This window comes from Euzebyella marina, from assembly GCF_014855515.1.
Lineage (GTDB): Bacteria > Bacteroidota > Bacteroidia > Flavobacteriales > Flavobacteriaceae > Euzebyella > Euzebyella marina.
On record NZ_JACYFK010000003.1, the window covers coordinates 318,102 to 338,463 of the forward strand.

The following is a 20,362-nucleotide window of genomic DNA, read 5'->3' on the forward strand; positions in this document are numbered from 1 at the left end:
ATACAATCCCATGTTTCGCTTCTAATAGCTAAAAGGATTTTTTTATTGAGTATCTATGGCAATTAACAGGACATGCGGATTCTGATTTTACAGAACTCTTAAGACTTTCGAAGATAAAGCCATAGTACATCAGATAGATGATAGCACGGGCATGACCAAGTATGCATTATGTGAGGAAGGCTGCAATTGTGAATTGGAACGAGACCTACACCTTCATTTTCACTGCGTCAATTGTGGTGAGACCGTTTGTTTGACAGAACATAAGATTCCGTACATCAACCTTCCCGATGGGTACATCGCAGAGGATGCCAATTTGGTTCTAAAAGGCATTTGTGAGAAATGCAGTGGGCAATAAATGCACTTCCGTTGCACGCTTTAAACCTTTACTTTGACCATTGAAAAATCATGAGTTATGATACAGTTTATAGATACGAAAAAAGAAAACCTGATTGCCGCAAGGTTGTCGGGCAAATTGAACGAAAAAAATTTAAAGACCGTTCACGACCGCATACATCAAATCATCGATAAGGGCCATAAAGTGGACTTCTATTTTGAAATGGATGACTTTGAAGGCTACACGCTCAAAGGTTTTTGGGAAGATATAAAAACTGATGCCGCACATATCGACGATTATGGAAAAATGGCATTTGTAGGTGACAAGAAATGGCAGGAATGGGCAGCAAGTGCTACCGATTTCTTTACGGGCAGTGACGCTAAATATTTTGAATTGGAAAACAAAGCACAGGCTATGGCTTGGATGGCATCATAATCTATGAAAAAGAAAAAAGTAAACCTACGCGATTTAGACCCTAAGAAACACCAGGGCGATCACAGTCACGATGACGGCCATAATCACAGCAGTCCGGAAGAAGCATCCAAATTCAGAACTTACTTACCCGCGATTTTCAGCTTTGTCATGTTGATAGCCGGTATCGCCATTGATTATTTCGATGCCTTTCCTTTCTTTAAGGGATGGGTCAGAATCGTTTGGTACACGGTAGCCTATATTCCCGTAGGTTTTCCTGTAATCAAGGAAGGTTGGAATAGTATCTTAAAAGGCGACTTCTTTACGGAATTTTTCTTGATGTCTATTGCTACTTTGGGGGCATTTGCCATAGGTGAATATCCCGAAGGTGTGGCCGTGATGTTGTTCTATGCCGTAGGCGAACTGTTCCAGAATGCCGCCGTCAACCGTGCCAAGGGAAACATCAAGGCTTTGCTCGACGTACGCCCTAATGAAGCCTTGGCCTATCGTGATGATGATTTTGTCTCTGTCAATCCTGAAACCGTCGAGATTGGCGAGAAAATTCAAGTGCGCGTGGGCGAGAAAGTACCTCTCGACGGTATTTTGCTTTCAGAGAAAGGGTCGTTTAATACCGCAGCTTTAACAGGCGAAAGCAAGCCTGCCACTATTGCGACCGGAGAAAAAGTATTTGCAGGAAGCATAAATCTCGATGGTGTCATCGAAGTGGAAACGACCAAGGAATTTAAGGATAGTTCCATTGCCAGGATTCTGGACATGGTACAGAACGCCACCGCACGTAAATCAAAGACGGAATTGTTTATCCGAAAGTTCGCAAGGATTTATACGCCTATCGTTGTTTTCCTTGCTATTGGCCTGACTTTCTTGCCCTATTTTTTTGTTGATGATTATGTGTTTAGGGATTGGTTGTATAGAGCATTGATATTCCTAGTAATTTCCTGTCCTTGTGCATTGGTCATTTCCATTCCCCTAGGTTATTTCGGTGGCCTAGGTGCGGCATCCCGTAATGGGATTCTGTTCAAGGGCGCATCATTCTTGGATGCCATGACCAAGGTAAATACAGTGGTAATGGACAAAACGGGAACTGTTACCAAAGGGGTCTTTAAGATTAAGAAAGTGGTCAATAAATCCGCTTTTTCGGAAGCGGAGTTTATGCAATATCTGATGGCGATGGAAGAACAATCCACCCATCCCATCGCAAAAGCAATTTTGGAGTACAAGTCGGATGGTGCGGATTTTGAAGCGACCGAGGTTTCCGAAGTTGCCGGAAAAGGTCTTAAAGGTACGGTCAACGGAAAGCAGGTTCTGGTCGGGAACAAAGCATTGATGACCTCCAATGGCATAAATGTCCCTGAAGAGACTGATTCTATTGTCGAATCGATCGTGATGGTCGCCATTGACGGAAAGTTTGCAGGTTATGTAACCATTGCCGACGAGTTGAAGGAAGATGCCCACCAAGCTATTGAGCAAATACGAGAGGCTGGAATATCCAAAATTATAATGCTTTCTGGCGACAAGGATTCCATTACCCAACAGGTTTCCGAAGAATTGAAAATCGATTGGGCAAAGGGCGGTCTGCTACCCGAAGATAAACTGAACGAGGTCGAAGAACTCAAGAAACAACCTGATAGCACGGTATCATTTATGGGCGACGGTATCAACGATGCTCCGGTACTTGCGACAAGTGACGTAGGTATCGCAATGGGCGGTCTGGGTAGCGATGTAGCCATTGAGACGGCAGATGTTATCATCCAAACCGATCAACCAAGTAAAATTGCCAGGGCAATTAAAATTGGGCGTTCAACCCGAAGCATCGTTTGGCAAAATATTGGATTGGCATTCGGGGTGAAAGTAATTGTGCTTATCCTTGGTGCAGGCGGATTGGCAACAATGTGGGAAGCGGTATTTGCCGATGTGGGTGTGGCTTTGTTAGCTATATTAAATGCCGTTCGGTTGCAGAAGATGAAGTGGGCATAAGCCCATAGTAAATATCGAAATATAAATGTTCATTCTGGCCAACTATCAATATCCGATAGTACGGGATTTGCATAATTAAATCCACGACCCTTTTAAGATGTAAACACTTCTTTCTTGACAAATTATTATACTTAAATTTAGGCTTAACTAAAAATATATTTATATTTACAAAAATATAATTGTAGCAATGCCTAAAATCATTTATTTTTTTATTAGCCTGTCCTTAATCGCTCTACTTGGCTGTGAAAATCTGGGTCCGGAAGAACCTATGGAATTTGAGCTGTTGGACGGGCCATTGGACGGATTGTCCGTAAGCGAGCAACAACTGTTTTTAGCTGGCGATATTGCTTTCAATGATGATGTTTTTACCGTTGAAAAAGGCCTTGGCCCCTTGTTTGTTGGTACCAGCTGTGAAAGTTGCCATTCAGGGGATGGCAAGGGTCATCCTTTCAATCAACTTGTCAGGTTTGGCAACAATAACTTAAACTTACCCTCGATGTTATCCCTTGGTGATGGCAGGAACCAAATTCAAAATAAAGCCATACCGGGTTTTGAACCGGAGACCGTGCCGGACGGCTTCCCATTTTCCATATTGGTCGCTCCGGCGGTAACGGGATTGGGTTTGTTGGATGCTGTCCCTGACGCAGATATTTTGGCTCTCGCAGACCCTTCTGATGCAAATCAGGACGGTATTAGTGGAAGACCTCACTACAATATTCCTCCTGAATTCACCAAGATTCGGAATAATAGTGTTCCCCAGGGAAACAATTATATCTTCAGGTTTGGAAAGAAAGCGGGTAGTTATGATTTGTTGCACCAAAGCGTCAGCGCATATAACCAGGACATAGGAATTACATCCCTTTATGACCCTATTGACCCATTCAGCGGGCTAGAAGAAGACCCAGAGGTAAGCACCCAAACCTTGAATGATGTCGTGTTCTATCTCAAGACTTTGAAAGCACCCGTACCCCGAAATCAGGCGGATCCCGATATTATTACTGGAAAAGAACTCTTTCAATCCATACAATGTGCTGCCTGTCACACACCCACTTTGACCACAGGATTTTCCCCAATTGAATCGTTATCCTTTAAGGAATTTCATCCCTACACGGATTTGTTGTTACATGACATGGGGCCGGAATTGGATGATGGATTCACCGAAGGAAATGTTGGGACTTCGGAATGGAGAACCCCACCTCTTTGGGGAATTGGGTTATCGGGCAATTCCCAAGGCGGGCAAATGTTCCTGTTACATGACGGAAGGGCTTCGAGCATTGAAGAGGCCATTGAATTGCACGGCGGTGAGGCCGATAATTCAAAAGCCCAGTATTTGTCCCTGACCCCAAAAGAAAAATCACAACTGATAAAATTCATTAATTCCCTATAGGTGCATAGAAAAGATTTTATTAAACAATTTGGATATCTGATTGCAGTCCTGCCAGCTTCCTCCGCTTTACTAAGTAGTTGCGCAGGCCTGTATTATGCATCCTTCGTTGAAGAAGGGGGAGTGCTACGAGTTTCAAAGGGTGAGTTTCAGCAGGTGAAAGGTGAAAAGCAGATTGAACGTGATTTTGTGGTCATCCAGAGCCATTCCATGCGATACCCCATAGGAATTTTCAAAACACAAAACAGTGATTATCTGGCCAGTTTGATGCAATGTACCCACAGGGGCTGTGAACTCAACATCGGCGGCGGCATATTCAATTGTCCATGTCATGGCAGTGAGTTCGACCCTTCGGGCAGAGTTTTAGAAGGACTGGCCGAAGAAAATCTAAAGTCATTTGAAATAACCGCCGATAATGAGAATATCTATGTGCATGTCTCGTAAAATATATGCAGCCATTGCTTTAATGAACATTTACGTTTTAACCCTTAGCTCGCAAACTAGCGACAGGGACAGTATTCAGGAATCGATGAATATGGATGCGGTTTATGACCGTCCTTTTTTGACTTTCGATAAATTTCCAGTCAATCTGGGCGGTTATCTAGAGGCGAACTCAATCTACAGTATTGAGGATGGATTGTCGGAGGGGCTTTCTTTTCAGGCCCGAAGATTGACCCTTTTCGTTTCGGCATCCATTTCAAAGCGAATTAAATTCTTGACCGAACTGGAATTTGAAAACGGGACAGAGGAAATTGCCATTGAATTCGCCTCCATGGACATTGCTTTGCACCCCTTGTTGAACCTTAGGGGAGGCATCGTACTGAACCCAATAGGATCCTTTAACCAAAACCATGACGGACCAAAATGGGAGTTCGTCGAGCGGCCAGATGTCAGCACCAATTTGTTGCCCGCCACTTTCTCCAATGCCGGATTTGGTATATATGGAAAGGCATATAAGGGAGCTTGGACCTTGGGCTATGAAGCATATCTCACCAATGGCTTTGATACAAGCATTATAGATAACGAGGAAGAAAGAACATTTTTGGCTTCGGTCAAGGAAAATTCCTCGCGATTCGAGGAGAATTTTAGCGGCAATGCCCTCATCAATGGAAAGTTCGCCATCAAGCATAGAAAATTAGGGGAATTGGGTATTTCCTATATGGGCGGGACCTACAATAGGCAGGAAGTTGACGGGCTTCAGGTTGATACCAAATCAAGGAGGGTAGATGTTCTTGCCTTGGATTTAAATACAGCCATTAAAAAAACGGGGACAAGGTTTATCGGTGAGATGGCCTACATATGGCTCGATGTTCCGGACACTTTTACCCAGCAGTTTGGCAATCGGCAAGTTGGTTTTTTTGTGGATATTGTCCAACCGGTACTAAAGACCGAAGTATTGGACTGGGAAGATGCCGTACTCAGCCTGTCGCTCAGAACGGATTATGTGGACTACAATATTGGCAACTTTGGCCAGACCAATACGAATATTGGGGATGATTTATTCGCAATTACACCTGCAATAAGCTTTAGGCCTACACCACAGACCGTTCTAAGGATTAACTACAGATACCAGTGGCAACAGGATATTCTCAACAATCCGGCTTCAAGAACGGCTTCATGGTATTTTGGGTTTAGCACCTATTTTTAATAAAATATTCAACGTAGCGGCTTTCATTTCATATCGGGTAGAATGTACTTAAGTAAGGTGTGATTTTAAAAGAGCATCGATGGATAATATTATTTAAGTATTTGCTTAAATAATTATATTATTATACCTTTGTCAAAAACAGTACTATGGCACCAGAATTAAGTTGTACACGTGCGGAGGCCGACCAAAAGCAGTTAATGCGCTGTCGCGAAACCTTGGGAACAAACTCAGAGGCGATTGTCGAAATCAGCAAAGTGCTAGCCCTGGCCGGTAACGAAACGCGATTAAGGATACTATTCCTGTTGAACGAGGAAGGTGAGCTTTGTCCCTGCGATTTTGCCGATATACTTGAAATGAGTGTCCCTGCGATTTCGCAGCATATCCGTAAAATGAAGGATGTGGGATTGATTACTTCAAGACGTGAGGGGCAGACCCTGTATTATTCATTGGTCCAGAATCACAATGAGGTATTGGAAAATGTATTTACCAAAATTCAGAAAAATAAAAAGGTAGCATAAAATGGAAACAGGAAAAACCTCGAACAAGGTAGCCTATGCAGGAATATTGACAGCCATAGCGGCATCAATATGTTGTATAACCCCGGTTTTGGCATTGATTGCCGGAACCACTGGCATCGCATCTACCTTTTCTTGGGTGGAACCATTTCGACCTTATCTTATCGGCATCACTATCTTCGTATTGGTCTTTGCCTGGTATCAGAAACTACGACCAAAAACGCAGGAGGAAATTGACTGTGCCTGTGAGGATGATGTAAAACCCTCCTTTTGGCAATCCAAAAGCTTTCTTTTAATAGTTACCGTTTTCGCAGGATTGATGCTGGCATTCCCCTATTACTCCAATTTATTTTATGCACAGCCCAGTAAGGATGTTATTTATGTCTCGCAATCCAATATCGTAAAGTACACTTTTACTGTTGAGGGAATGACCTGCGCAGGGTGTGAAGCCCACGTAGAGAGCGAGGTAAATAAACTGGACGGAATACTATCGGTCAAGGCAAGTTACGAAGGTGCGAATACCGTAGTGGAATATGATAAGACCAAAACCGATTTGGCCGCAATCCAAAAAGCGATAAACAGCACAGGTTATAAAGTAATCGATGGTGAAAACAAAGAAAACGAGTAGATGAAAAAGTACGATGTTTTTGTTATCGGTTCCGGGATGGCAGGGATGACCATTGCCAATAAATGTGCTTCCAAAGGCCTTAAGGTAGGCGTTACTGACGAGCTGCCCTATGGTGGAACATGCGCGCTAAGAGGTTGCGACCCCAAAAAGGTAATCATCGGTGCGACAGAAGTAAGGGATTTTGCAATACGCTTAAAGGATAAGGGTATCGATACGGTTCCCAATGTCAATTGGCGGGATATTATGGCCTTCAAACAATCCTTTGTGGATGCAATGCCGCCCAAAATAGAAAAAGGATACAGGCATAATGATATAGACACCTATCATTCTTCGGCAAAATTTCTGTCCAAAAATACCCTACAGTTGGGAACAGATACTATCGAAGCCGACAAGATTGTGATTGCAACGGGCGCAAAACCAAAGGTACTGGATTTTGAAGGTGGGTACTTGGCACTTTCGAGTACCGATTTCCTCAATCTAAAGGAGCTGCCCCAATCCCTGCTCTTTATTGGTGGAGGTTACATCGCCTTTGAATTTGCACATATCGCCGCCCGTTGTGGTGCCGATGTAACTATTGTACATAGGGGCAAACGACCTTTGGAAAACTTTGAACAGGATATTGTAGTACACTTGATAAATGCCACGAAGGAATTGGGAATAAAACTGGTTCTAGCGACCAAAGTTTCTAAAATCGAAAAGAGAGATAACCACTATACAGTTACAGGAACTACCGACGGTAAAGAAATGACATTTAGAACGGAAACCGTTTTCAATTCGGCCGGTCGCCCGCCTGCAATTTTTGATTTGGAGCTGGACAAGTCCGGAATATCCTTTTCAAAAGAAGGGGTTGCCGTCAACGAATATCTTCAAAGCGCATCGAACCCAAATGTTTATGCGGCCGGAGATGCGGCAGATTCAAAAGGACTGCCCCTGACACCTGTAGCCGTTATGGAAGGACATATTGTAGCTTCGAATATCATCAAGGGGAACACGAAAAAAGTGAGCTATCCACCGATGCCCTCCGTGGTTTTCACTTTGCCAACATTAGCAGCCGTAGGTCTGACCGAGGTAGAGGCCAAATCACAAAAAATCGAATATCAGGTCAATTATAACGAGGTGGGCAATTGGTTCAACGCAGAGCGGTTGAATGTTAAGGAATATGCCTTTAAGACTATTGTCGATAAAGAAGATCATACGATACTGGGAGCACATTTAATTGGTCCCAACGCCGAGGAAACCATTAATTTGTTCGCAATAGCGATAAAGACCAAGATGAGAATCAACGATTTAAGGACGATGATTTTTTCTTATCCAACATTATCCTCGGATATTCCCTATATGCTTTAACAAAATATCAAAATTTATGAAAAGTGATGAATACACTAAAAAGCACTGGGAAGAGGTTTATACCGGAAAAAGTGATGAAGAAGTAAGTTGGTTTGAAGGGAAACCCTCGACTTCATTGGATATTATAGCTTCCCTTGACTTACCTAAAGATAGTTCAATTATTGATATTGGCGGGGGAAACTCAAACCTTATAAGTCATTTGTTGAAAAATGACTATAACAACCTGTCCATTCTTGATATTTCAGAAAATGCACTTCAGCGTACCAAATCAAAATTAGGCAAGTCAGCCGCAAAGGTGCAGTGGATAAATTCGGACATATTGAATTTTGAACCGACCCAAGACTTTGAGTTATGGCACGACCGGGCTACTTTTCATTTCTTCACACGGGAAGAAGATATCTTAAAGTATATTGACATACTAGGTCGTTCCCTTAAGACGGGAGCATATTTTATACTGGCAACTTTTTCGACCACCGGTCCAAAAAGATGTAGTGGATTGGAGATTACCCAATATTCTCCTGAAAAACTAAAGGAATTGTTTAAAGTAGATTTCACCCTATTGGAATCCTTTGAAAAAATTCACAAAACCCCTTTTAAAACAGAGCAAAATTTTATTTATAACCTGTTTCAGAAAAAATAATATGGACTACGAGAGAATCCTTTTAAATTCAACCATTACCTGTCCCGAATGTGGACATACGAAAGAGGAGGAAATGCCAACAACGGCCTGTCAGTTTTTCTATGAATGCGAAAACTGCAATCAAATATTAAGACCAAAGGAAGGCGATTGCTGTGTCTTTTGCTCTTATGGGACGGTTGCCTGCCCACCAATACAAGAAGGCTCTGGTTGTTGTTGAATAATTTCAGGATAAATTTGTAGAGCACCCCCAGTACAATTATATATTGCCAAAATTTTAAAATCGATGATACCACGAGATTTAAGCAAGGACATAAAAACGAGGTTGCAAAGTATCAATGGGCAAATTGGTGGCCTCATTAAAATGCTCGATGAAGATACAGACCCAGAGAAGATTTTAATACAGTTCAAGGCAGCACAGAAAGGATTGGATAAAGCCCATTTCCTGTTATTGGACGAAGTTTATCGAAAAGCTTTGGCCATAAAAATATCCGAAACCGTTGAGGCCTGCCCCGGAAATTGTGGTAATGAAGACCGTATCGAATTTATAAGAAAACAGTTTCCGGATTTGGAATTGGACAACCTGACCGAAAAGATGAAGGAAATTGATGCGCTAAAGGCCAAGCTCGAAAACCACAAAAATGATTGACCCCCACAATCACAACCGATTTGATGGCCCACACGATGTGGGTCATTTTTTTTGAAATTTTATTTGGAGACCACCCTACCCACCGACCTACATTTGATTCGTTGTTTGGATCCAATGACAAGTCAAGGAAATATAAACAGTAAAAAAAAACAGAAGTATGAAACGTCAAGTAGAAGTTTTTACGGCCAATTGCCCGGTCTGCGATCCGGTGGTCGAAATGATCAGGGAACTGGCCTGTGGTAGATGTGAGGTAACGACCTATGATCTGGTCAAGCAATGTGAAGACAAGACCTGTCTTGATAAGATAGCTGAATATGGGATAAAGAAAGTTCCCGCTGTGGTAGTGAGCGGTGAACTTTTGGATTGCTGTAAGGATTCGGCCATCACCGAAGCGAAATTGGTGGAAGCTGGAATTGGACAATCATAATTAAAAAAGAGGTCAAGTATGATTAGCAAAATATTCCCGAAAATATCGCTGAACATTGGCTATTTTAAATTGATAGTGTTATTGGCCATATCAGGAACGGCGATGGCCCAAGGCCACGGCCCGCTCTATGGGCTACAGACCCCGACCCTTGCCAAAGGCGGGGTTGATTTGAACGTGGCCGGGATGAGCCTGGGTACGGAGACCGAAACGTCATATATGCTGCGCTACTTGTTCTCTTATGGCATTACGGAAGACCTGCAGATCAACCTGACCACCCCCACGATGATAGAACGGTTGGGTGATGCACCAAGGACAAGGGGCAATAGCAATATGACCGCCAACGGTGATATTGAGGCTTCCCTTTGGTACCGGTTTTTCTCGAATGCTTTTGGTGTGGGGAAGCGTTTTGAGTCCACCGCCATCGTGGGCGTTTCTGCACCAACCGATGATGTCAGGGGACAGGTCAACGTGGGCAACTCGGTACACGCTGCCATTTCAACGGGCTATGCCTCGCGTACTTGGTATGGATGGATTGGGGGTGGTTATCAATATTATTTTGAGAAAGATGGCGAACAATTGGGCGACCTGCCCTACGCCAGTGCGGTAGTGGGGTATCGCCCCAATATATTTATGGGCGATTACCCAAAGCCCGATTGGCGCATCTTTATAGAATCGTTGGCCGAATTCCCTGGCGACAATAAATTTGAGGGGCAAATGGACTTTACAGATTCGCGTAGCACAAAAGTATTGGTCGGGCCCTCTTTTCTGGGACTTTACGGTGCTTGGGGAATATCGTTCGGTGCGATGTTTCCGGTCGTACAGGACTTGACACTTGGGGCAGTGAAAGAAAGGTATCGATTGGCCATAAACTTAAGCTATTGGTTATAAAGCAAGAATTTTAAAAATGTATAAAATGAGAAATATATTTAGAATTATGATAATAGGTCTGTTCGGAATTGGCACAGCATCGGGGCAAATTACCAAAGTTGACCAAGAAGTGTATGGAATGGATTGCGCCCCTTGCGCCTATGGCCTAGAGCGGGGACTGAAAAAGATGGATGGGCTTCAGGAAGTGCGTGTTAGCCTCAATGACGGAAAGGCATATATGGGATTGGCTGCCGAGAACGGACTTAAATTACGTAGCATTCAGGAAGAGGTAAAAAAGAACGGTTTTTCGGCAAAAAAAGCTGAAGTGACCCTAATTGGAAACGCAACGAAAGAAGATGGCCAATGGTACATTGAGACCGCTAATGAACGATTTTCGGTATCGCAGGATACTCCTAAGGCGTTGTTACAAAAATTAACCGTTGGAACAGCAACCATAAGCGGAACGGTACAGGATGAGGAAGATGATAACCTCTCTGGCCAATGGTCCATCGTACTAACCAAAATCGAATAGGTTTTATGAAGACTATTTCCAAAATGGTATTGGGAAGCAGCTTGGTTGCCGCCCTTCTTCCCTTGATGTGCTGTTTTTTGCCTGCTCTGCTATCGGTCGGCGCGGGATTTGGTTTCTTGGGCTCAACTTTTGAATGGGTACATCCTGCCCAACCCTCTCTGACCATCTTTTCGGCCGGTGCCCTTGGGTTCGCCCATTTAAGGAATTTTCAAAATTCAAGAAAATGCAGTGGAGAGGAAACCTGCCAAAACGACAAAAGGAAACGCATTATCAACACTTGGTTTCACTGGACATTTACCTTGCTGATTCTTGCTCTTATGATTTTAAACTACTGGTATGAACTTTAGAAAGTTATTCATTTTTTCGGTTTTTGCTTTGGTTCTTCTCACATCTGGTTGTGAAAGAACGAAAGAACAATGGCAGTTCGAACGGAAAATTATACTTCCCAAAGAAGCCCGCCCCTTGGCTTTGGCCAAGGACGAGGAGGCCATTTGGTTTTCAGATCCGGATTATTTCCGCTTGTATAAAATCGACCTGAATGGAAAGGTGTTGGATTCCATCACGGGGATACAACGGCCGATGAACATCCATATGGATAAGGAAACACTTTACATACCCGAATTCTTGACCGACACCATCTGGCAATATAAAAAAGGTAAAACCAGTCCGTTGAAAATCAACAAACGACCACAGGCCCCGGCGGGTGTTTCTGTATATGGGGATACCATTCTGGTAGCCGATTTCTATAACCATCGTATCATCGTTCAGACACCAAATTATAGCTATACTATTGGAAAGCAAGGCCATAATGAGGGCCAATTGTATTATCCAATAGATGTAAAACTAAAGGATGGTAAGGTATTCGTGGCCGATGCGTACAACCATCGGGTTCAGGTCTTTGATTTTGATGGAAACCACATCAAGACTATCGGCTTAAATGAAAAAATAAACGTGGCCTCCGGCATTGCTTTGAGCACTAATGAATTAGCCATCACCGACCAAGAAAATAACCGGATATTAATTTTTGATTATCAAGGAAAGTTGCTGCAAATATTAAAGGAAGCCATTTTCTATCCAACAGATATTCACTTTGACAAGGGAATGCTTTTCATCGCCAATTTCAAGAACAATTCAATATCCCTTTATGGTAGGTAATATCAATTGGATATTTTTATAAATGTTATCTTATACGTTCATACTCCGTAAATTCAAACGTAGTCCCACCAGTCTCGTTTTCATCCGATTCACTTCTGACAAGTAATTGTTGGGCATTTAATTGAATTACAATATGGTATTCACTTGTATTAGAATTAACATGGCTCAGTTTTCCTGATTCTTCGAGAGACCAAGTGCCAATTTCAGTGAAAGTTTTTGATATCTGGCTATGACAGGCAATTGCCCCGATTCCCCAGAAATAGCGGTTATCTTCTTGCTCGTTACCCTTAACATATCTGAGAATATCATCTTTTCGGCAATTTTCGAATTGGGCAAACAAATCTTCCAAGGGCTCCAATATGCCCAATGAATCATTTGGTTGCCCTCTAAATTCTGCAATCCTTTTCCAATCTCCTGCTAAATTATTTTCGGTAAACAAAAGGTTGACTTGTTGTGAACTTTGGTCGTCTTTTTTGCAAGACCACATAACCAACAAGGAAAGTGACACTATGTAAATTGTTTGTTTTGGCATTACTTGATTGATATAAAGTTACATCTTATCCTAACATTTAGTACATCTATTTTACAGAACTATAGTTAGATAGGTTCCAAGTTGTTTTAAATGGCCATTCACTATATAATTTCAAAATACAAATAAGATTCTCGCATTGGAATTTAGACCTATTGGGTTGTCAAGGCCAAAAAAGTCTATCCAATTAGCGATGTTGCCTTTACGTTTCCCGTCGTTTTCCTGAAATCTCAAGTATTTTGACCTGATAGACAATCGGATTTCCCCTTTCGTATAATTTGCTCGAAAATTCATTGATAAACTCAACCTCTCTCCGTTCTTTTCTACGGATAATGCTCTTCACGCCTTCGGTAAAAAGGTGTAACTTTTGTTTGGCAATATTGCCCTCAAGTTCTTCGAATGTGCCGTGCACCATGGCCGATTCCCAATTGAACATCGATTGTATTTCTTCTACCTGTACGGTAACCGAGTTGTTATTTCGCATCGCATTGATTTTATGGCCATCCGAGGTATAGCTAATGATCGTATTGTCGGCAGGATCAAAATAATAGGTGATGGGAATCAAATAAGGCTTCCCTTGCCATAGATAGGCCAAGTGGCCGAGGTAATTGTTTCTGAGGACGCGCTCAATCGCACTAGTTGTTAAATCTGTCATTGCTATTGTTTTTGAATATTACTGATTGCTTATGTGTTTTTCAAAGTGTAGTTTCCACTTGTATTCCATCATCGATTATATATTTCCTTTTTTAAGTTGTTGTGCCTCATGATTTATCGCCTTGTCCGTACAGACAGATAAAGAGGCGAAACCATTTAACCACTTGCCAACATATTATAACCTATAATTTTTCAAAAACCTTAAATGCGGAAGAAAGGTTAGAAAAAGCATGGCTGTGCGTACCATTTGGTAAGAAATCCAATTACCCAACTTATTGAATATACCGGCTCTTTGTCTTAGACTCCCCTTTGTAATTTCGCTACACTGGCTTATAACCATTTCAAAGTCGGCCCGAAGAATTTTGGCAAAATTGACCGAGTGAACTTCTACGTTCATTTCAATACTGCCATAGCAACTAAGACTGTTCAGGTTAAATGAGCCTATGGTAGACCATTTGTTGTCAACCACCGCAGCTTTACCGTGTACTACGGAATTATTCCATTCAAAAATTCTCATATGATGGTCTAGAAAAGACGAGTACAAATGTTCGGTGGCCCTACGCACCAACGGCACATCGCTAATACCCGCTAAGATCACCGTTGTTTTTATTCCTCTTTTACACGTCTTTTTCAAAGCCTTTGCCAATCTGTTTCCAGGTAAAAAATACGAGCTCACGATTACTATTTCCTCTTTGGCATAAATGAAGGCGTTCGTGTAGGCATCACAGACTTCCGTTTTTCGCTGCAGCCAGTCGTTTTGTAAAATTCCCACGAGTGCGCTACCTGCCGAATGTAACACGGGTGGTATTTTTTTTGAGCTTCCCCTTTTATAAAAATAATCGCTACACAATATTTGTAGATTCTTAGCTGCCGGGCAATTCAACTGAACGGCATAGTCCAACCAAGGTTTAGAAGCCTTGGTTCCGCGGTATTTATCGGCAATATTGATTCCGCCTATCAGTGCTATTTTTTCATCGGCGACCGCAATTTTATGGTGCATCCGCCTACCGATATAAAAATTGTTCAAGGAGAATAATGGCGAAAAAAAGCGAAGTAAAATACCATGCTGTACCAAATCCTGGGCAAAACTATTGGGTAATGCAGCGCTACCATTGGCATCCAATAAGACATATACCTCTACTTTTCGTTGAGCGGCTTTCTTTAAGCAGGAGGCTATACGGTTTCCTGTTTCATCGTTTTCAAAAATGTAGGTCTGTAAATGGATTTCCTTTTCCGCCTTATCGATTAACTTTTCCAGCCTTAAAAAATAGTCTTCTCCCGAACGGACCAATTCAACATATTTTGAATTGTCTTTAGCATTTTGAAACGCTGTTTTAGTATGTTTTTCAATTTTCCATTTATAATCCATCGCTACCCTTTTTTATGCTGGTCGGCCAATAAGATCTGATTAACCTCTTTATCTTGTTGCTTCAAAAAATAAACCAATCCCATAGAAACCAAAACGGTTACTCCGGCAATGATGAAAGGATAATAAAACCCTCCGGCAATCAGCCAAGTCCCCAATACCGGACCCAAAATTTGACCGATACTGTTCGTGGAACTTTGAATGGATATATTCCTTCCCGTGTTTTCCTTGGATATCAAAGAAACTGCCGAAAGCAGGTTTGGTGTCACCATGGCTCCCCCGGCTGCGAAAATTATTATAGTAACATAAATGTATAGTTCACCACTCACAAAAGGGAAGACGATTAACGAAACACCCGATATCAATAACCCCAATGTTATTTGCTGTTTAGAGGTCAATATTTTTTTGCCATAGGTTGCGAATACCGGTTGCAAAACGGCCATCACGGAACCACAAAGCATAAAACCAATACCCACCTGATTGGTTGTAAAGGCCAACTCATCCTTCCCATAAATTGAAAACACGGTCTCAAACAGGGTAACCACGAACTGCATCACAAAGGATAAAAGCAACAAAATGATAAAATAGTTACTAAGGGAAAAACTGAATTTGACTACCTCAGAAGCAATACGACTTTTTACTTCCGTATTCTTTAGCCATTTTATGATTATCAGCAATACCACAAAGCCCAAAAGAGCGGCCAAAATAAAGGGAACCGAAAAACGGTCTAGGTGGAACACTCCAAAAGAGTATGTATAGTGAAGGTTCGTTTGCGACAGAAATCCCCCCAGAACAGGGCCAAATATCACACCGGAACTGATAGCGACCCCGGACCAGGCCATTATTTTGGTCCTTCGCTTTTCTGAGGTAATATCACTTAAATAGGCATTACTGACGGGAATGACCGCTGACGTAAAGATGCCCCCTATGATACGGGCCATATAGAGCATCGACAGGGAAGTGGCAAGACCCGTTAGCAAGTTCATCACTATAAAACCTACAAGCCCCAATAGTATTATAGGTTTACGGCCGTATTTATCGGAAAGCTTGCCCCAGACGATAACGAACAAGAGCTGGAACAACGGATAAATACTGGTCAACATTCCTATATGGAAGTTGATAAGGTCCGTATCCAGATTGTCTTTTAGAGCCAGTCTTTCCGTGTAATACGGAAGGGTAGGCAGTAAAATACCGTACCCGAGCATTACCACAAATAAACTTAACAGAACTAAAAATATCCTGTTGAGTTTGTCCTTTCTATTCATTACTTTTTCCCAATTTTTCTTTTCAACAATTGGGCGTTAATGGCTACAATAATGGTGCTTAAACTCATAAACACGGCACCAACTGCGGGACCCAGTACAAAGCCTGATGAGTACAAAACACCTGCTGCCAATGGGATGGCGACCACGTTATAGCCGGTGGCCCATATCAAGTTCTGGATCATCTTGTTGTAGGTGGCCTTGCCGAACAAAATCAAATTGGCAATATCCTGTGGGTTACTGTTCACTAGAATAATGTCCGCAGTCTCCGCAGCGACATCGGTGCCGGAGCCCACAGCTATTCCAACGTTGGCTTGTGCCAATGCAGGTGCGTCATTGACCCCATCGCCCGTCATGGCCACAAACTCTCCTTTGCTTTCCAACTCTTTTACGATTTCCACTTTTTGATGGGGTAGTACCTCGGCATAATAGCCATCCAAACCTAATTTATCGCTAACGGCTTTTGCAGTTTTTTCATTGTCACCTGTGGCCATCAAAACTTTGATATTATTCTTTTTGAATATTTTGATAGCTTCCGCAGATTCTGGTCTTATTTCATCGGCAAGAGCAATGTATCCTGCTAGCTGTCCATCGATTAATATAAAAACAACAGTTTCAGCAGCGTCACTATAGGCATCTTCAGGTATAGTGATTTTTTCATCCCTTAAATAACCCGGACTTACTACTTTCACTTGCTTACCTTCCACATTGGCCTCTACACCTTTACCAGTAATGGCATTAAAGTTTTCTGGCTTCGGGATTGTAATATTATCTTCTTTGACCTTTTTTATAATTCCAACTGCAATAGGATGTTCCGAGCTCTGTTCCAAAGCACTTGAAAGCCTTAAGATTTCTTTTGTTGAATATTCTTGTTTAACCGATTCAACTCTTGTGACACCAAAATCACCTTTTGTCAATGTTCCGGTTTTATCAAACAATAAAGCTGATATTTTTCGGGATTCTTCAAAAGCTGTTCGATTCCTTATCAATAAGCCATTTTGGGCAGATACGGCGGTAGATATAGCAACAACTAACGGAATGGCAAGTCCTAATGCGTGTGGGCAAGCGATAACCATAACCGTTACCATTCTCTCTAAGGCATATACAAAAGGGAAGCCTAAAATGAGCCAAACAGCTAATGTCCCAAAGCCAATCGCTAACGCAATGTAGGTTAACCATTTTGCGGCCCTATCAGAAAGGTTCTGCATTTTAGATTTGGTCTTTTGCGCTTCCTCAACCATTGTGATTACTTTGTTGAGATAACTGTCCTTTCCGGTATGTTCTACCTTAACCTTTAAGGTGCTATTGCCGTTTACTGAGCCACCAATTACTTTGTCGTTCTCATCTTTTTTCACGGGCTTGGATTCCCCTGTAAGCATTGATTCATTTAAGTAACTCGAACCATCTACTATAATCCCATCAGCAGGAACTTTTTCACCAGGCTTTACTAAAATCACATCGTCTTTTAACAAATCTTCCAAGGGAATATCCTCTATAGTATCACCCTTTACCCTGTGGGCTTCGGCTGGCATCATACTTACTAATAACTGTAAGGCTTTTGATGCACCTAGCACACTTTTCATTTCTATCCAATGGCCTAAAAGCATAATTGCGATCAGTGTTGAAAGTTCCCAGAAAAAATCTTCACCACGTAAACCGAATACTGTAGCGGTACTATAAAAGTAGGCGACGCTAATAGCCATAGAAATTAGGGTCATCATTCCTGGTGAACCCTTCTTTATTTCTGACCAAAATCCTTTTAAAAATGGCCAGCCACCATAGAAATACACTACGGTGGAAAGTGCAAATAGGATATATGGGTTTCCTGGTAAGAGAAATTCATATCCGAAAAACTCCTGTATCATTGGCGAGAAGAACAATATGGGAATGGTCAGCACGAGCGTTACCCAAAACCGTTTTCGAAAATCGGCAATCATCATTTTGTGATGGTCGTGTCCCATTTGACCGTGACCTGGATTATGACCTGAATGGTCGCCAGAACCGTGATCCATCTTGCTATGGTCGTCGGATTTTGGATCTTCCATTTTTGAGTGGTCCATTTTCGAGTGATCCATTTTTGAATGGTCATCTTTGTCGTGATTCATTTTGAAATGGTCCATTTTTTTGTTCTTTTGCTCTTCGTGATTGTCCATAGTATTCTATTTAAGGGTTATCGTAATTTTTTTCGCATTGCTTCCGAGATATTTTCAGCATAGACCCCATAGGCATCTACCAAAAGCCCCTTTATACCATCTTTTGATGAAATGGCATAAAGAACACTGTTATCGTCCGTACTGCTCATACCTTCAAAACGATGGGTTTCATCCACATCAAAATCTTCGGGATGGATTTCCAATTCCAATGAAGCACATTTTATACAGTCGGGGGCCAAATTAAAATCATAGGTATATCCCCTGATCTGTAAATCATTTATTGCCTCTGATAGGGTGTCATAGTTTCTCATCATTTATTATTTGTATGTCATCGTAAAATAGCTGCCGTCTTTCTCGGTAAATTTCTGGAATGATAACAAGTTCTCACTTGTAAGTTTTTCACTTGCAACATAGTCCAATTGTTTAATTCGTATACCAATGGCATAGGCCTTAATATTGATTTTGGATTTGATTATTTTCCCATTTCCGTTAGATTCCAACACGCGGTCATAAATTTTAATCTTACTGTTGGAACCAAGGAAGTTCAACAATCCCGAATCAAAGCTCATTTCGAGTTCAACATTCTCCAAGTTCGCTAGATCATAGAGTTCTTTGAAATTTTTGGACACTGTATTGATTTCGGTTTCCTTTGATTTTGGGTTTGAAAACGGAAATGCCATTACCAAAATACTGGATTCATCCGGTTTGCATCGGTAAGTGGTGGTATATTTATCGGTCGGGGTACCTTTTTTATCAAAAAGCTCGGTTGTGACAATAATTTCATAGTAACCATTGACTACTTTTAGCTTTCCGGATTTAAAAGTTTGCTTGTTCAGAAAGTCTCCATTTTTATCAAAATTTTCCCGTACCACCCTTCTATCGGACAATTGTCCGATTAGCATTTTATCTTGTGGGTATGCGGAAAAAATCATAAAAACGAATACTATTAAGTGTAATCCTATTTTCATATGTGGTGCATCAACTCTTTTACTTCCTTGGCGATCACATCGCTCAAATCAATTTTATTGGACTGATGTGGAATCGTGTTGCAGGTAATGATGTCCTCCACATAAGCGTCCCACAAATCTTGATAGGCATTTCCTGAAAATACGGCATGAATACCAATGCATATTGCAGGTTTCATTCCCGTACTTTTCAAATGTTCCGTAGTTTCTATCATGGTCCGGGCCGTAGAAATGATGTCGTCTACTAAAACTGGCGTCGCTTCCTTATATTTATCTACATCGGGAACAGAAACTTCAACATCACGGTCGCCATGGCGGACCTTTTGTAACACCGTGAAGGGTACTCCCGCTTTTTTTGCCACATCGGAAACCCATTGCTCACTTTCGGAATCGGGCCCGATAAGTACCGGATTATGAATGTTCTTCTTGATGTATTTGGAGATTTCGTCCGCTGCATGAATGACCCTGTTCGGAATATTGTATACCTCGCCCAACATATGTATTCTATGCAAATGGGGGTCAATGGTCGTGATGCTATCGGCAAAACCTGAAATCAATTTCCCGAAAAAGCTAGAGGTGACGCCTTCCCCTTCATCAAAGACCTTGTCCTGTCGCATATAGGCCAAATAGGGAGCCACCAAGCAAGTGCACATAGCGCCCAAAGATTTTGCGGTGTGGCTTAAAAAATACAATGGCAATAGTTTTTCATCGGGTTCGTGCAAGGTGCAGACCATGACCACACATTTGTCTTTCACATCGGAAAGGATACGCGTGTAGGATTCCCCGTCTGGAAACTTGCGTATGGTGCATTCCCCGATTTCCGCTTTCATTTTCTCCGCTAACAATTCCGTGAGTTCTTGGTTTCCCGGAAGACTGAATAATATAGTTTTCATTTGTCCTTTTT

At 41.9% G+C, this 20,362-nt stretch carries 24 protein-coding genes and 1 pseudogene; 17 read left to right on the forward strand and 8 right to left on the reverse strand.

Going from position 1 to position 20,362, the window contains the following annotated elements; translation table 11 throughout:
• Positions 1–88: 88 nt before the first annotated feature.
• From IL356_RS14360 to IL356_RS14435, 17 genes and pseudogenes are all read left to right on the forward strand, one after another.
• A pseudogene (locus tag IL356_RS14360) lies at positions 89–355 on the forward strand (Fur family transcriptional regulator); the annotation flags it as partial.
• A 57-nt stretch (positions 356–412) separates the two neighbouring features.
• A complete protein-coding gene (locus tag IL356_RS14365; protein WP_121848248.1) occupies positions 413–769 on the forward strand; it encodes a SpoIIAA family protein in 357 nt (118 codons plus the stop codon).
• A 3-nt stretch (positions 770–772) separates the two neighbouring features.
• On the forward strand, positions 773–2,740 hold the full coding sequence (locus IL356_RS14370; protein ID WP_121848249.1) for a heavy metal translocating P-type ATPase: 1,968 nt from the start codon (positions 773–775) through the stop codon (positions 2,738–2,740).
• Between the two features lie 187 nt (positions 2,741–2,927).
• Positions 2,928–4,127: a di-heme oxidoredictase family protein gene (locus IL356_RS14375; RefSeq protein WP_121848250.1), complete on the forward strand. Its 1,200-nt coding sequence runs from the start codon at positions 2,928–2,930 to the stop codon at positions 4,125–4,127.
• A gap of 120 nt (positions 4,128–4,247) precedes the next feature.
• A complete protein-coding gene (locus IL356_RS14380) occupies positions 4,248–4,568 on the forward strand; it encodes a QcrA and Rieske domain-containing protein (protein WP_162987830.1) in 321 nt (106 codons plus the stop codon).
• Positions 4,558–5,772 carry a hypothetical protein gene (locus tag IL356_RS14385; protein WP_225621505.1) on the forward strand — a complete coding sequence of 405 codons (1,215 nt, stop codon included), beginning with the start codon at positions 4,558–4,560 and terminating at the stop codon, positions 5,770–5,772. The genes IL356_RS14380 and IL356_RS14385 overlap by 11 nt, the downstream gene beginning before the upstream one ends.
• Positions 5,773–5,918: 146 nt before the next feature.
• The gene (locus IL356_RS14390; RefSeq protein WP_094997458.1) at positions 5,919–6,290 is read left to right on the forward strand and encodes an ArsR/SmtB family transcription factor; all 372 of its coding nucleotides are present in this window, start codon (positions 5,919–5,921) and stop codon (positions 6,288–6,290) included.
• A 1-nt stretch (position 6,291) separates the two neighbouring features.
• A complete protein-coding gene (merTP, locus tag IL356_RS14395; protein ID WP_121848252.1) occupies positions 6,292–6,915 on the forward strand; it encodes a mercuric transport protein MerTP in 624 nt (207 codons plus the stop codon).
• The gene (locus IL356_RS14400) at positions 6,916–8,262 is read left to right on the forward strand and encodes a dihydrolipoyl dehydrogenase family protein (protein WP_121848253.1); all 1,347 of its coding nucleotides are present in this window, start codon (positions 6,916–6,918) and stop codon (positions 8,260–8,262) included. It begins immediately after the preceding gene.
• Positions 8,263–8,278: 16 nt separating this feature from the next.
• Positions 8,279–8,902: a class I SAM-dependent methyltransferase gene (locus IL356_RS14405; protein WP_094997461.1), complete on the forward strand. Its 624-nt coding sequence runs from the start codon at positions 8,279–8,281 to the stop codon at positions 8,900–8,902.
• 1 nt (position 8,903) lies between these two features.
• On the forward strand, positions 8,904–9,119 hold the full coding sequence (locus IL356_RS20150) for a GDCCVxC domain-containing (seleno)protein (protein ID WP_094997462.1): 216 nt from the start codon (positions 8,904–8,906) through the stop codon (positions 9,117–9,119).
• Positions 9,120–9,185: 66 nt separating this feature from the next.
• The gene (locus IL356_RS14410; protein WP_121848254.1) at positions 9,186–9,548 is read left to right on the forward strand and encodes a metal-sensitive transcriptional regulator; all 363 of its coding nucleotides are present in this window, start codon (positions 9,186–9,188) and stop codon (positions 9,546–9,548) included.
• Positions 9,549–9,705: 157 nt separating this feature from the next.
• Positions 9,706–9,975 (forward strand): thioredoxin family protein, encoded by a 270-nt coding sequence (locus tag IL356_RS14415; RefSeq protein ID WP_094997464.1) that lies wholly within the window; start codon positions 9,706–9,708, stop codon positions 9,973–9,975.
• 18 nt (positions 9,976–9,993) lie between these two features.
• Positions 9,994–10,863 (forward strand): hypothetical protein, encoded by an 870-nt coding sequence (locus IL356_RS14420; RefSeq protein ID WP_225621506.1) that lies wholly within the window; start codon positions 9,994–9,996, stop codon positions 10,861–10,863.
• A gap of 25 nt (positions 10,864–10,888) precedes the next feature.
• Positions 10,889–11,374: a heavy-metal-associated domain-containing protein gene (locus IL356_RS14425; RefSeq protein WP_121850655.1), complete on the forward strand. Its 486-nt coding sequence runs from the start codon at positions 10,889–10,891 to the stop codon at positions 11,372–11,374.
• Between the two features lie 5 nt (positions 11,375–11,379).
• Positions 11,380–11,721 (forward strand): hypothetical protein, encoded by a 342-nt coding sequence (locus tag IL356_RS14430; protein WP_162987831.1) that lies wholly within the window; start codon positions 11,380–11,382, stop codon positions 11,719–11,721.
• A complete protein-coding gene (locus IL356_RS14435; RefSeq protein WP_121848256.1) occupies positions 11,711–12,529 on the forward strand; it encodes an NHL repeat-containing protein in 819 nt (272 codons plus the stop codon). The genes IL356_RS14430 and IL356_RS14435 overlap by 11 nt, the downstream gene beginning before the upstream one ends.
• A gap of 25 nt (positions 12,530–12,554) precedes the next feature.
• Here IL356_RS14435 and IL356_RS14440 read toward each other — a convergent pair whose 3' ends face one another.
• The 8 genes from IL356_RS14440 to IL356_RS14475 form a co-directional block, all read right to left on the reverse strand.
• On the reverse strand, positions 12,555–13,061 hold the full coding sequence (locus tag IL356_RS14440; protein WP_162987832.1) for a hypothetical protein: 507 nt from the start codon (positions 13,059–13,061) through the stop codon (positions 12,555–12,557).
• A gap of 199 nt (positions 13,062–13,260) precedes the next feature.
• The gene (locus IL356_RS14445; protein ID WP_067035861.1) at positions 13,261–13,713 is read right to left on the reverse strand and encodes a pyridoxamine 5'-phosphate oxidase family protein; all 453 of its coding nucleotides are present in this window, start codon (positions 13,711–13,713) and stop codon (positions 13,261–13,263) included.
• 174 nt (positions 13,714–13,887) lie between these two features.
• Positions 13,888–15,081, reverse strand: coding sequence for a phospholipase D-like domain-containing protein (locus tag IL356_RS14450; RefSeq protein ID WP_121848258.1), 1,194 nt, complete (start codon positions 15,079–15,081; stop codon positions 13,888–13,890).
• Between the two features lie 2 nt (positions 15,082–15,083).
• Positions 15,084–16,343 carry an MFS transporter gene (locus IL356_RS14455; RefSeq protein WP_121848259.1) on the reverse strand — a complete coding sequence of 420 codons (1,260 nt, stop codon included), beginning with the start codon at positions 16,341–16,343 and terminating at the stop codon, positions 15,084–15,086.
• Positions 16,343–18,445: a copper-translocating P-type ATPase gene (locus IL356_RS14460; RefSeq protein ID WP_121850656.1), complete on the reverse strand. Its 2,103-nt coding sequence runs from the start codon at positions 18,443–18,445 to the stop codon at positions 16,343–16,345. The genes IL356_RS14455 and IL356_RS14460 overlap by 1 nt, the downstream gene beginning before the upstream one ends.
• Before the next feature lie 65 nt (positions 18,446–18,510).
• Entirely contained in the window at positions 18,511–18,804 is a 294-nt protein-coding gene (locus tag IL356_RS14465) for a phosphoribosylpyrophosphate synthetase (RefSeq protein WP_094997470.1), read from the reverse strand.
• A 6-nt stretch (positions 18,805–18,810) separates the two neighbouring features.
• Positions 18,811–19,461 carry a hypothetical protein gene (locus IL356_RS14470; RefSeq protein ID WP_094997471.1) on the reverse strand — a complete coding sequence of 217 codons (651 nt, stop codon included), beginning with the start codon at positions 19,459–19,461 and terminating at the stop codon, positions 18,811–18,813.
• Entirely contained in the window at positions 19,458–20,351 is an 894-nt protein-coding gene (locus IL356_RS14475; RefSeq protein WP_121848260.1) for a ribose-phosphate pyrophosphokinase, read from the reverse strand. The genes IL356_RS14470 and IL356_RS14475 overlap by 4 nt, the downstream gene beginning before the upstream one ends.
• Positions 20,352–20,362: the final 11 nt, after the last annotated feature.